Origin of the sequence: uncultured Flavobacterium sp. (assembly GCF_963974175.1) — a bacterium.
Taxonomy (GTDB): Bacteria; Bacteroidota; Bacteroidia; order Flavobacteriales; family Flavobacteriaceae; genus Flavobacterium.
Map to the genome: position 1 here is coordinate 146768 of NZ_CAXBBR010000003.1, position 13794 is coordinate 160561.

The 13794-nt window shown below is 35.8% G+C and carries 8 protein-coding genes; 6 read left to right on the forward strand and 2 right to left on the reverse strand.

Features of this window, described 5'->3' with window-relative positions; genetic code table 11:
• Nucleotides 1-4 precede the first annotated feature (4 nt).
• The 4 genes from gcvT to AAC069_RS05945 all read left to right on the forward strand — a co-directional run bounded on the left by gcvT (nt 5) and on the right by AAC069_RS05945 (nt 5161).
• A complete protein-coding gene (gene gcvT, locus AAC069_RS05930) occupies nt 5-1087 on the forward strand; it encodes a glycine cleavage system aminomethyltransferase GcvT (protein ID WP_339919557.1) in 1083 nt (360 codons plus the stop codon).
• Nucleotides 1088-1320: 233 nt separating this feature from the next.
• Entirely contained in the window at nt 1321-3357 is a 2037-nt protein-coding gene (locus AAC069_RS05935) for a S41 family peptidase (protein WP_339919558.1), read from the forward strand.
• A gap of 102 nt (nt 3358-3459) precedes the next feature.
• Nucleotides 3460-4173, forward strand: a complete 714-nt coding sequence (locus AAC069_RS05940; RefSeq protein ID WP_339919559.1) for a YebC/PmpR family DNA-binding transcriptional regulator — start codon at nt 3460-3462, stop codon at nt 4171-4173.
• A gap of 130 nt (nt 4174-4303) precedes the next feature.
• Complete coding sequence (locus AAC069_RS05945) at nt 4304-5161, forward strand: DMT family transporter (protein ID WP_339919560.1); 858 nt, start codon at nt 4304-4306, stop codon at nt 5159-5161.
• A gap of 278 nt (nt 5162-5439) precedes the next feature.
• Here AAC069_RS05945 and AAC069_RS05950 read toward each other — a convergent pair whose 3' ends face one another.
• Nucleotides 5440-7371: an amino acid permease gene (locus tag AAC069_RS05950; RefSeq protein WP_339919561.1), complete on the reverse strand. Its 1932-nt coding sequence runs from the start codon at nt 7369-7371 to the stop codon at nt 5440-5442.
• 300 nt (nt 7372-7671) lie between these two features.
• Nucleotides 7672-10581, reverse strand: a complete 2910-nt coding sequence (locus AAC069_RS05955; RefSeq protein WP_339919562.1) for an FAD-linked oxidase C-terminal domain-containing protein — start codon at nt 10579-10581, stop codon at nt 7672-7674.
• A gap of 247 nt (nt 10582-10828) precedes the next feature.
• Between AAC069_RS05955 and AAC069_RS05960 the strand changes: the two genes are divergently transcribed.
• A complete protein-coding gene (locus AAC069_RS05960; RefSeq protein ID WP_339919563.1) occupies nt 10829-12403 on the forward strand; it encodes a family 10 glycosylhydrolase in 1575 nt (524 codons plus the stop codon).
• The gene (locus AAC069_RS05965) at nt 12390-13658 is read left to right on the forward strand and encodes an MFS transporter (RefSeq protein ID WP_339919837.1); all 1269 of its coding nucleotides are present in this window, start codon (nt 12390-12392) and stop codon (nt 13656-13658) included. The genes AAC069_RS05960 and AAC069_RS05965 overlap by 14 nt, the downstream gene beginning before the upstream one ends.
• The last annotated feature ends 136 nt before the right edge of the window (nt 13659-13794 follow it).

Here is a 13794-nt window from a genome sequence, read left to right on the forward strand (position 1 = left end):
CACAATGAAAAATACTGCGCTTACGCACATACACGAAAGTTTGGGAGCTAAAATGCTTCCGTTTGCTGGATACAATATGCCTATTTTATATGAAGGGGTGAATGCTGAACATGAAACGGTACGTAATGACGTAGGAGTTTTTGATGTTTCTCACATGGGGGAATTCTTGCTTTCGGGACCAAATGCTTTGGCTTTGATTCAAAAAGTAACTTCAAATGATGCATCAGTATTGACTGTTGGAAGAGCGCAATATTCTTGTTTACCGAACAATGACGGTGGAGTTGTAGATGATTTGATTATCTATAAAATGAAAGAGGAACAATATTTATTGGTTGTAAACGCTTCGAATATTGAAAAAGACTGGAACTGGATTTCATCTCATAACGATTTAGGAGTAGATATGAAAAACATATCTGAAGACTATTCATTATTAGCGATTCAAGGACCAAAAGCAGTTGAAGCGATGCAGGCCTTGTCATCTATTGATTTGGCAGCCATTAAATATTACCATTTTGAAGTGGCTGATTTTGCTGGCGTTGATAATGTGATTATCTCTGCAACGGGTTACACCGGTTCTGGAGGTTTTGAAATTTATTGTAAAAACACCGAAGTAGAACAAATTTGGAATAAGGTTTTTGAAGCTGGATCAGCTTTCGGAATCAAACCAATTGGTTTAGCGGCACGTGATACTTTGCGTCTTGAAATGGGTTTCTGTTTGTACGGAAATGATATTAGCGACACCACTTCTCCACTTGAGGCTGGATTGGGTTGGATCACAAAATTCACAAAAGAGTTCACCAACTCAGAGAATTTAAAAAAACAAAAAGAAGAAGGTGTTACTAGAAAACTGGTTGCTTTTGAAATGCAAGAACGTGCAGTACCAAGACATGACTACGAAATTGTAGACGGAACTGGAGCTGTTATTGGAATTGTAACTTCTGGAACAATGTCACCTTCTATGAACAAAGGTATTGGACTGGGTTATGTAACTGTAGCGAACAGCGCCGTGGATAACGATATCTATATCAGAATTCGTAAAAACGATGTTCCTGCTAAAGTGGTAAAATTGCCATTTTATAAAAAATAAGTTAGAATTTATTCTATAACCGCCGCTTATTCGCTAATTTTTCATAACATCACTTAGTATGTTTTAAGAATCAGCGAATTAGCGGCTTTTTTTTAAGTAATCTCCAATTTTAGTAGTGAAATATTAGATTTAAATAGTCGTAAAAAATTAGCTGAAATCCAGCGCTTTACGTAACTTTATATTTCCGCAAAATCGCTTACTGTTTAGCTTTTTTCGAAATTAATAAAGTGGAGATGAAAATAATTTCAGTGGTCTTCTTGCTTACTTCCTTTTCGCTTTTCGCCCAGAGTGATACTAAAACATGCATTTTACTTTCTAAAATAAATAAGCTTATTCAAAGCGAGCATTTTCAACCAAAACCGATTGACGATAGTTTATCTGTTTTTGTATTTGATAACTTTATTGATGGACTCGATCCCTCTAGAAATATTCTGCTAAAGTCAGAATACGAAGCACTTTCCTTTAAATTCCGTTTGAACCTCGATGATTTAATCCTTGCAAACGATTGCTCATTCCTACCTGAAATTGTTGCGGTTTATAAAAATGGTCTATCGAGAAATAAAGCAATTTTAGAAAAAATGAAGACTGATACCATCGGTTATAAAGTAAAAGATACGATTCGGTTTTATAAAAAGATATTTCCATTCTATCTGGAACAAAATCAACTAGAAACAGCTTGGAGAAAAAACATAAAATATAAAATCCTTGATGATATTGCTTCTCAAAACAATAATCTAGACTCCATAGCAACTACGTTCACAGCCATAGAACCAATATCTAAAAGATTAATTATAGCAAATGAAATCTGTAAAACAAATGCGATTTTGGAAAAAGAATCGGGTTTTAAAGAAAAATTATTCGATAATTTTTGCAGTTACTTCGACCCACACTCTGCCTACTTCAACGTCGAAACAAAATCCTGTTTTGTGGCTTCCTTATCAAAAGAGCATCTGTCAATGGGGATGAACGTAAGTTTGAATGATCGCAATGAAATTATAGTCATAAAAATGGATCCCAACGGCCCCGCCTTTCAAACCGGAGGAATAAAAAAAAGAGATCAAATAATTGCAGTTTCCAACCTAAAAGAAACATTACAGGTTTCCTGTGCCACTCTAGAATCAATTTCAAACATGATTCTTTCCGATGCAAATAAAAAAATAATGTTGACATTGAGGAGAAGCTCTGGTAAAAACTTTGATGTACTAGTGGAAAAAAAGCTGATAAAAGACGAAGGTAATGCTGTCTATAGTTTTATTATTGCAAATAAAAAACGCAGATATGGCTATGTGAAAATCCCAAGTTTTTACACTGACTTTGAAGGCAATAGCGGCAAAGGATGTGCCGAAGACGCAGCGCTAGAAGTACTAAAACTGCAGAAAGACAGTATTCAGGGTGTTATTATTGATTTGATAGACAACGGAGGAGGCTCCATGGACGAAGCTATAAAACTCGCGGGAATGTTTATCGATACTGGACCTATCTCTATTATACTAGATAATAAAAAAGTGCAAACCATTATAAGCGACCCTTATCCTGGGATGATATACAAAGACCCTATAGTGATATTAGTTAACGGGAATTCAGCTTCGGCAAGTGAGTTTTTTGCTTCCGCATTACAAGATTACAATAGGGCGCTGTTGATGGGAAGCGCAACTGTGGGCAAAGCAACCATGCAGTCGATAATACCATTAGAACCTAATGACACCGAAAACTTTGTAAAACTCAGTATTAACAAATTTTATAGGGTCGACGGGAAAAGCAATCAGGCTACAGGAATTATTCCCAATGTGTTAGTTCCTGAAATCTATGAAGTCCTATACACTAAGGAGTGCAACAATCCTACTGCTTTTAAAAACGACAGTATTGCAATTTCTCTTGTTTATAACCAATTTATTAAAAATACCGCAATGGTAAAAATCGCAAAGAAAAGTACGGCTAGAATCGCTACGAATTCCTATTTCAATGAAACAAAAAAACTGAATAAAAAAATTGAATATTTAGTAAACACGCCAAAATTACCACGGCCGGTAACCATTGATACAGTTATTAAAGACCAATCTGAAATCAATGCGATGTGGGAGGAAATTAATGCTTTCGATACAAAAAGTAACAATTTGATTATTCATAATTCAAATCTCAATAATTATCTCCTAACCATTAACCCTTCGGAAAAAGCAAATAATGAATTCCAAATGGAAACATTGAAAAGAAACCACTATTTAAGTGAGGCTATTGCGATAATTAATGATTTGAATTCCGTGAAAAAATAACGAAAACACAATAATACCCAAATTTCATAAAAAGAACGGAAGAGGGTTTTGGTATAAATAAGGAATAACTGTATTTTTGTAGCTCAATATAATAAATAAGAAATGGGAAGAGCGTTTGAATTCAGAAAAGGGAGAAAAATGAAACGTTGGTCAGCAATGGCTAAAGCATTTACTAGAATTGGAAAAGACATTGTAATGGCCGTTAAGGAAGGCGGACCAAATCCTGAAGCTAATTCAAGATTAAGGGCTGTCATTCAGAACTCTAAGGCAGCAAATATGCCTAAAGAAAATGTAGAACGTGCCATTAAAAAAGCAACTGATAAAGATACTGCAAATTATAAAGAAGTTTTGTTTGAAGGTTATGCTCCTCATGGGATTGCGCTTTTAATTGAAACGGCTACTGACAATAATAATAGAACTGTTGCTAATGTGAGAAGTTATTTCAACAAATGCAATGGTACCATGGGAACACAGGGTTCTGTTGAATTTATGTTTGACCATACTTGTAACTTTAGAATTCCAGCAGACGGACTTGATCCTGAAGAATTAGAATTGGAATTAATTGATTTCGGTGCTGAAGAAGTTTTTGAAGATGAGGACGGAATATTAATTTATGCGCCTTTCAACAGTTTTGGAACTATCCAAAAAGAGCTTGAAAATCGCAATCTAGAAATCCTTTCTTCTGGTTTTGAAAGAATTCCGCAAGTCACTAAAAAACTAACAGAAGCTGAAATGGCTGATGTAGAAAAATTGATCGAAAAAATGGAAGAAGATGATGACGTAATGAACGTTTATCATACCATGGAAGAAGCTTAATTAGTTTCTTCTTATACCTATCAAACTCCAGTACTGCTGGAGTTTTTTTAGTTCTATAATGAATTTATAAAAATAAAAAAAACGCTGATAGCAAGCCACTATCTATTTTTCATACCTTAATTGCTATTCTATGTTATTTCTTATATTAAGTATTTTATGCAGTGTGACTGTAGGTGTGATTTTTAAAGTATCGCGCAACTATAACATCAGTGTTATCCAAATTGTAAGCTGGAATTACCTTTTTGCTTTAGTATTGTGTTTCTTTACTTTTAGCCCAGATTTGAATGCCATAGATCACACAGCACCATGGTCCATCTATATCACACTAGGAATTTTGATGCCTTCGATATTTATCTTTTTGGCAGCCTCCATAAAACATATGGGAATCGTCAAAACAGATGCAGCCCAAAGGCTTTCGCTTTTCATACCGCTACTTGCAGCCTGGCTTATTTTTAAAGAAGATTTCAATCTATTAAAGATAACGGCCTTTTTGATAGGTCTGCCTGCCCTATTGCTAATCCTTTCTAAACCGGCAGCCAATACCAACAATAAATGGATGTATCCTGCTGCAGTGCTAATTGGTTTTGGAGTTATAGACATCCTTTTTAAACAAATAGCCTTATACACTAGCCTTCCATTTACGAGTTCGTTATTTGTGATTTTCGCAATAGCCCTAACGCTAATGATCGTAACTATTCTATATGATGTTACGGTACGAAAAACAAGATTGACCACCATCAATATTCTTTTTGGTGCATTGGTAGGTGCTTTTAACTTTGGTAATATCCTTTTCTATCTAAAAGCCCATCAAGCTTTTGCTGAAAATCCCTCAACTGTTTTCGCGGCAATGAATATGGGGGTAATTATTCTAGGGAGCCTTTTAGGTATTCTCGTTTTTAAAGAAAAAATGAGTAAACGAAACTATGTGGGTCTTGCGTTGGCATTAGTTTCTATTGTATTGATTGCGCTGTCGCAAATCTACGTTTAGACTGCTTTTTTTTGGAGTTCTTTTTAAATAATATTTTCTCTTTTTGTCAAGTAAGGTAATCCAACCTAATAAACTGAATAGTACAAATCCAATTGTCCACAATACTTTATCTGAACTTTTTATTTGGGTAGAATTATTTACTTCGAAAATTCCAATAATTATATAGATTACGGTTAAAATTACTCCAACGCCTAGAATGATTGAGTAATTTTCAAAACAAACATAAAAAAACCGTCTAGAACTTAATCAAGACGGCTTTACTATAATTACTCTATTTCTTAGGCTTCTTTCAAGTTCAGTTTACTATTTTTTCGGCTGAAGCCAAAGTAAATCATCAAGCCAATCAGCAACCAAGCCGTGAAATAAATCCAGTTCCAAACACTTAGCTCTGCCATCATGTACAAACAGCTCACTAAACCTAATAGTGGAATTAAAGATAAGTTTTCAGCGAAAGACCAGAACGTAAGCCCAACTAAAACAATGAGAAAAATCCACATTGGAATTTTATGTTTGAACAAGCTAAGACCACTTTCATATTTTAGTGCATTGTCTATTGGTAATCCTGCCACGACAGCTGCATACTTAGCATCCTCTTTTTGATACTGACTTAAAAGATTTTCTAAATCCAAAGACTCATCAGTCGTTTTTTGCGCTCCAACACTTACTAGATAATCATATACTTTTATAGATTCTTCTTTGTTTAGAGAAGTGATAATAGTAGTTGCATCGTTTACTTGGGTTTCATTAGTCAGGAAATCCATTGTCGCTTTATTATTATAATTGAAAGCATAATATAGTCCTGCAGCCAACATAAAAGGAATAACGTATTTTGAATTTACATATGGTGTTTTAAATTTCCCTCTTGGAATATCAGTTCTATTCTGTAATACCAAAACTCCGGCACAAACCAATACAAAGGCAAATAATGTTCCAATACTACACAAATCAGTTACCATAGTAAGGTTTAAAAACAAGGCAGGCACAGACACTACAAAACCAGTTACTATAGTTGCATAAGATGGTGTTTTATATATAGGATGCACTCGTGAGAAACGTTTTGGCAATAAGCCATCACGACTCATACTCATCCAAATACGAGGTTGTCCCATTTGGAAAACTAATAAAACACTCGCCATCGCTATAACGGCACTTACCGCAACAATACCAGACATCCATTTTAAATCTAATTTATGAAATACAAATGCTAAAGGATCACCCACATTTAACTCGCTGTAATTTACCATTCCAGTTAAAACTAAAGCAACAACAATATACAAAATAGTACATATTATAATCGCCCACATCATTCCACGTGGTAAATCACGCTGTGGATCCTTACATTCCTCTGCAGTGGTTGAGATAGCATCAAAACCAATGTAGGCGAAGAAAACCGCTGATACCCCTTTTAAAACTCCGCTCACACCGTTAGGAGCAAAAGGAGTCCAGTTATCAGTATCAACATAAAATACCCCAACTGAGATTACCAGAAGGATAATGCACAATTTTACCACAACCATCATGTTACTCGCATTTCGCGATTCTTTCATTCCACGATATACTAAGGCCGTAATCAATATGATAATAAACAAGGCAGGCAAATCGGCCACAAAATGAAACGAACCTATTGTTGGAGAAGTCGTCCAAGCAGTATAAGATGCTTTTAAACCTTCTCCTAAATTTTCATATAACTTTCCGCCCTGCATTAAAGCAGTGGCATCTCTATATCCGTTTGAGGCAGTCAGGTAATCCATTTGAACCCATTGGGGTAAATGAATTCCACCACTCTCTAGTAGTCCTGTAAAATAATCACTCCAGGAAATGGCGACCGTAATATTACCAATCGCATATTCCATAATTAATGCCCAACCAATAATCCACGCAATCAGTTCCCCAAAGGCAACATAAGAATACGTATAAGCACTTCCAGAAACGGGAACCATAGACGCAAACTCTGCATAAGCAAAGGCAGCAAAACTACAGGCAAGAGCCGTAAATAAAAAAAGGAAAATTACAGCAGGACCTCCATCGGAGCTGGCCTTACCAATTGTACTAAAAATACCGGCACCGACGATGGCAGCGATACCAAAAGCCGTTAAATCTCTTGCCGTTAAATGTCGACCCAGCGCTTCGTGGCCGTCGGCTTCATTTTTTTCAATCTGTTTTAAGATATCCTGAACGGTCTTCTTACGAAATAAACTAGAAAATGCCATGCGCTAAATTTTTACATTAAAAATTATTATCCTGTAAATAACATCCCATTATTTTAGCAATAACGTAAGTTTTATTTAAAAACCAAATGTATAAAACAATTTGAAATTCCAATGATATGACCCTTATTATTTATTAAAATACAATAAAAAGTCAAATATTCAATTATAACCTATTTTAAAAGTCAATCCATTAATTAAGAATGCCGTTAAAAATTAAAAAGATTGCAATGGCAATTCCGCTGTAAAAATGAGCTTTGAAAAACGAGCAATTCCTCCCTTCTAAAAGTCAAAAAGCACTAATTATTTCAGAAAAGCATTCAAAATACTTACCGGATGTTGTGCTTTTCTGTTTGTTCCATCAAAAATTTGATGGCGGCAACTTGTACCTGCTGCGGCAATAGAAGTTGTTGTAGCGGTAGACCTTATTTTTGGAAATAAAGTGTCCTCTCCCATCTGCATACTAATCTCATAATGCTCTTCTTCATAACCAAAAGAACCTGCCATCCCACAGCAACCTGAATTATAAATCGTAACTGTGCTATTTTTCGGGACATTCAACATAGCAAAAGTCGCCTCTATTGAACTTAAGGATTTTTGATGGCAATGACCGTGAATTTTTATCTCTCGCACCTCATCAGAAAATTGCTCTGAATTAATTTTACCTACTGCGATTTCCTTTTTGAAAAACTCTTCAACTGTCAAGCAGTTTTTCGCTAATTTTTCCGCGGAAGCGGTATCGTCGGCCAGACGAATGTATTCATCTCTAAAAGTCAATATTGCAGATGGTTCTATACCAATCAACGGAATTTCAGCCGATACAATTCCTTTAAAAATATTCACGTTTTTATTAGCAATCGCTTTGGCTTCTTCCAGAAAACCTTTGGAGATATAGGCTCTTCCACTTTCTTCATGATCTACAACAATAACTTCATATCCCAATTTAGATAGTAATTCAAAAGCATCTATCCCTACTGAAACATCATAATAATTGGTGAATTCATCACAAAAAAGATAGAGTTTCCCATTGGCATAGGAAGCAGTTTTTGATTTATTACTTTCGATCCATTTCCTGAATGTTTTAGGAGCTAATAATGGCACTTCTCTTTTTGAAGCCACCCCCATTCCTTTTTTCACCAAGGGTTGATTGACCATAAAATTAGTCAACGATGGAAAAATACTTCCGAGTTTATTCAGTTTGGCGTTATTAGCGAAAATCTTATTTCGAAGAGAAAAACCATTTGCCTTTTGGTATTGGTATAAAAATTCTGCTTTAAGCGCACCCACATCTACGTTAGACGGACATTCGCTAGCGCAAGCTTTACAACTAATGCATAATTCAAAAACCTCATATAATTCTTTATGATTGAATTTATTATCTTTTTCTGAATGTGTCAAATATTCCCTCAAAGCATTGGCTCGAGCACGAGTAGTATCTTTCTCGTTTCGCGTGGCTCGATAACTTGGGCACATAGTTCCTCCTGCCGAGGGTAGTTTACGGCAATCCCCAGAGCCATTACATTTTTCGGCAGCACGTAAAACGCCCATACTATCTGAAAAATCTTGAATGGTTTTGATATTAGGCTCCTCTCTCCCAGTTTCGAAACGGAGATTCTCATCCATTTTTAACGCATTGACAATTTTTCCCATATTCAAAACGGAATTCGGGTCGAAAGCCAATTTAATACGTTTTAATAATTCGTAGTTTTTCTCGCCAATCATAAAAGGTAAAAATTCGCCACGTACGATTCCGTCACCATGTTCCCCACTTAATGAACCGCGGTATTTTTTTACTAAATGCGCCACTTCGGTAGCAATATTTCTAAACTGATAAACGCCTTCTTTTGTTTTCAAATTCAAAACAGGACGCAAATGCAGTTCACCAGCACCGGCATGAGCATAATAAATCGCCTCTTGGCCGTGGCGTTTCATCATTGCCGAAAAGTCAGCGATATAATTAGGTAAATCACTCAATTCAACAGCGGTATCTTCAATAGAATCAGCCGCTTTTTCATCACCTACAATGCTCCCTAAAAGTCCGAGACCTGCTTTCCTAAGCTCGTTTACTTTTTCAATATCAGCACCGTATAATTTTGGCGAAGCATAACCAAAATTATTTTCTTCTAAGTCTTTAATCAAAGCATCTGCCTGCATTTCGGCATCTTCCATACTCGTATGTGAAGCTACTTCAAACATCATTATTGCTTTGGGTTCACCCTGAATAAAAAACCTGTTTTTACTCTGTTCTTTGTTTGTTTTAGTACAATTAAGAATCGTATCATCTATCATTTCACAGGTGTACAAATGATGTTTCATAGCCACCAAAACCGCCTCTAAACTCTCTTGAACACTGGTAAAATGCGTTACTACCATCACATTATTTGTGGGAGGCAATAGATCTACTTTTAAAGTGACTTCTGTAGTAAAAGCAAGTGTTCCCTCAGAACCACAAAGCAATTTACCAACATTTATCGTGGGTTGGCTTCCGCCAAAAAGATCAGAATGCAATAAAATATCTACTGCATATCCTGTATTTCGCCTATGGATTTCTGGTTTCGGGAATTCTTTTACAATTTCTTTTTGAGTCGCCTCATTCGATAATTCGGCATAAAGGCTTTTGTAGATGTTAGTTTCTAGAGAATCACCTTTTGTTTTTTCAATAAATTCAGCAGAAGTTAATTCGCCAAAAACAACTTGCGAGCCATCACTTAAAATAGCTTTTATCTCGACAATTTTATCTCTGGTAACTCCGTAACGGATTGATGTCGTTCCTGATGAATTATTACCTACCATTCCTCCTATCATACACCGATTAGAAGTAGAAGTATTAGGTCCAAAAAATAATCCGTGGGGTTTTAAATATAAATTCAGTTCATCCCTGATCACACCAGGCTGTACTGTAATCGTTTTATTTACTGCATCGAAAGAGACAATCTTAGTGAAAAATTTAGAAACATCTACAATAATTCCGCTACCAACTGTTTGTCCAGCTAAGGAAGTTCCCGCAGTCCTAGGCGTTAGCGAAATCTTATTTTCCGTAGCAAAACGAACCAGTTTTATGATATCTGCCTCATTTTTAGGTAAGGCTGCCGCCAAAGGCATTATTCTATACGCAGAAGCATCCGTTGCATAGAGTGTTTTATGAAGTTCATCGTATAAAAGTGTTCCTTCTAAGGATGCGGCTAATTCTTTTAATTGAGGCAAGTTGGGCATTGATAAAATGTATTGCTTTTGTTTTCACAAATATAAAGATATCCCAATCTATATTGTAATAAATGAAATAAGAAAAAGTAAAATTAAATCCTCTTCTTTTTTTCAAATTAATTCCACAGTAGACCGATTACCTAGGATTAATTGGCAAAGTAATTGAAGTAGTCAAAAAAGTCAAATTTTAATACTTATATTTCTCAGAAACTTCACTAAAAAAACTATTTTTGAACTCTATAAAAACATCTCAATAATGAACCCTAACAAGTACCTATATTTATTTATTTCCTTTATTTTGTTGTCTTTTTCTGATGGAAATGCACAAGAAAAAGTGAACTACCCTAAAAACGAATTTAGGGCAGTTTGGATTGCCACAGTGGTAAATATCGACTGGCCAAAAAGCGGTTCGGATCCTATTGAGAAACAAAAAGCTGATTATCTTGAAATTTTAGATACCTATAAAAAATTAAATTACAATGCTGTTATTGTCCAAATCAGAAGCGTAGGTGATGCTTTTTACCCTTCTAAACTAGCTCCGTGGTCTAAATATTTGACAGGAAAAGAAGGCCTAGCACCTAACCCTTACTATGACCCATTAGAATGGATGATTACTGAAGCTCATAACCGTGGTTTTGAATTTCACGCTTGGTTAAACCCTTATCGTGCCACGATGGATTTAAGAACTGATATTCTAAGTCCTACCCACGACTATTTCAAACATCCTGAATGGATGATTAAATATGGCGGAAAGTATTATTACAATCCTGCCTTACCTGAAGTCCAAACTCATTTAATTGCGGTAGTGGACGAAGTGGTTAGAAACTACGACATTGATGCAATCCACTTTGACGATTATTTCTATCCTTATAAAATAGCGGGAGAAAACTTTAATGATACTGCTTCATTCAAAAAGTATGGTGGGGGAATGAGTTTAGCCGACTGGAGACGTTTGAACGTGAATAATTTTGTAAAATACTGTTCCTTTTCTATCAAAACAATAAAGCCTTGGGTTCAATTTGGGATTAGCCCATTTGGTGTTTGGCGCAATAAATCTGTTGATCCAAGAGGTTCCGACACGAATTCTGGACAAACAAATTATGATGACTTGTTTGCAGATCCAGTTGCGTGGATGGAAAACTGTTGGATTGACTACCTACTTCCGCAATTGTATTGGAGTATCGACCATAAAACAGCTTCTTATGCAAAACTAATCAAATGGTGGGCTGAGAACTCAACAAATACCGCAATTTACATGGGGAACGGAAGCTATAAAATCAACACCGATTCAGATAAAAAATGGAATATTCCAAGTGAAATTCCTGATCAGATTGATTTGACTAGAACCTATAAAAATATTGGAGGAAATGCTTTTTTTAGTGCTAAATCATTTGTGAATAGAAACAAAGCGGTAACCGATCTGCTTTTGCAAAATCAATACAAATATCCAGCACTCCCATATGTTGTTCCTAATTCAAGAAGAACAGACATTGAGATGCCAGCAGTTACTAATATTACAACTAACAATTTGACTTCGACTGTCACACTAAATTACCCCTTGCTGAGCAAAATACGCTATGTGCTGGTTTATGGCGCCAAAGACAGTTCTAAACTAGATGTTAATAATCCAAGTCAAATTATTGACAAAATAGCTTTTAAGGAAAAAAAGGATAGTATAAGCATCAAAATCCAGAAAAGTCTTTTAGAAAAAAACAATATTCGCGCCATCTCTTTCATTGATTATTACGGGAATGAAAGTCAGGCAGTTCTTTTAAATAAAACAACAGAAACCAAAACGATTCAAAGTTCTTTAAATGATGAAAACAGATAATAGACCCTGGTATTGGATACCTTTTTTGAACTTTGCCTCGGGCTTGCCTTACGCTATCATTATCTCGGTTTCGGTTATTATGTACAAAAACCTGGGAATTGACAATGAAGACATAGGAATATACACGAGTCTATTGTACCTCCCTTGGGTAATAAAACCTTTATGGAGTCCATTTATTGATATGTACGCGACCAAAAGAAAGTGGTTTTTAGCCATGCAATTTATTATTTCTATTGCCTTTTTACTTGTGGGGTTAACCATCCCTATGAATAATTTCTTTGTAATCAGTCTCGCCATTTTTTGGGTAGCTGCATTCGCATCAGCTTCAAATGATGTTGCAAGTGACGGTTTCTATATGTTGGCTTTAGAAAAAGAACAACAATCTTTCTTCCTTGGAATTCGCAGTACATTCTATCGTCTTTCCATGCTTACCGGAAATGGATTGATTGTAATAATCGGTGGTTATCTGGAACAAGAATATGGCGACAAACAAAAAGCGTGGTCTTACACTATGGTTATTGTTGGTTTGATTATGGCTGCATTAACTATTTACAATTATTTTTCTACGCCAAGAACTGAAGTAGCGACAACTAAGGACGAGAAGTCACTGGAGCCAAAAGTAAGTTTTGGAGCCGTCTTCGCTAGTTTTTTTCAAAAAAAACAAATTGGATTTGTGCTGGCATTTATATTATTATTCCGCTTGGGCGAATCCCAATTACTTAAAATGCTAACTCCTTTTCTAATTGATGACAAAGGTGTTGGCGGAATGGGACTGACTACGCAAGACGTAGGGATTATCTATGGAACTTTCGGAGTGATTGCGCTGACTGTCGGTGGAATCATTGGCGGAATTGTAATCTCAAAAGATGGTCTTGGGAAATGGATGCTACCTATGATTCTGGCGATGCACTTGCCTATAATTGGATTTATTTTATTAGCTCATTTTCACCCCTCCTCGGTTTATTATATTTATGCTACTGTTATTGCAGAGCAATTTGGTTACGGTTTTGGATTTGCAGCCTTTATGATGTATTTGATTTATGTAGCTGATGGCGAATCGAAAACCTCGCATTACTCTATTGCTACTGGATTTATGGCTTTAGGAATGATGCTTCCCGGTATGGCAAGCGGATTTATCCAAGAATATTTGGGCTACGGAAACTTCTTTATTTGGGTATTTCTAGCCACTATTCCCGGATTAATACTTTCTCGTTTTTTAATTTTTCCAAAAGACTTCGGTAAGAAAGCGGCATAAGTTAATGGAACGCTGATGACGCGGATTTACTTCGTAAAGACGCGAAAAAAAACGGGTTTTTTAAATCTGTAAATCCGAAATCCTTTTCATCTACGTTCTATCTTTCTTACAATCAGCACGCAGACTTAAATTATAA

Coding starts and splice junctions, on each gene's coding strand:
- gcvT (WP_339919557.1), top strand. CDS start 5: ATGAAAAATACTGCGCTTACGCACATACACGAAAGTTTGGGAGCTAAA.
- AAC069_RS05935 (WP_339919558.1), top strand. CDS start 1,321: ATGAAAATAATTTCAGTGGTCTTCTTGCTTACTTCCTTTTCGCTTTTC.
- AAC069_RS05940 (WP_339919559.1), top strand. CDS start 3,460: ATGGGAAGAGCGTTTGAATTCAGAAAAGGGAGAAAAATGAAACGTTGG.
- AAC069_RS05945 (WP_339919560.1), top strand. CDS start 4,304: ATGTTATTTCTTATATTAAGTATTTTATGCAGTGTGACTGTAGGTGTG.
- AAC069_RS05950 (WP_339919561.1), bottom strand. CDS start 7,371: ATGGCATTTTCTAGTTTATTTCGTAAGAAGACCGTTCAGGATATCTTA.
- AAC069_RS05955 (WP_339919562.1), bottom strand. CDS start 10,581: ATGCCCAACTTGCCTCAATTAAAAGAATTAGCCGCATCCTTAGAAGGA.
- AAC069_RS05960 (WP_339919563.1), top strand. CDS start 10,829: ATGAACCCTAACAAGTACCTATATTTATTTATTTCCTTTATTTTGTTG.
- AAC069_RS05965 (WP_339919837.1), top strand. CDS start 12,390: ATGAAAACAGATAATAGACCCTGGTATTGGATACCTTTTTTGAACTTT.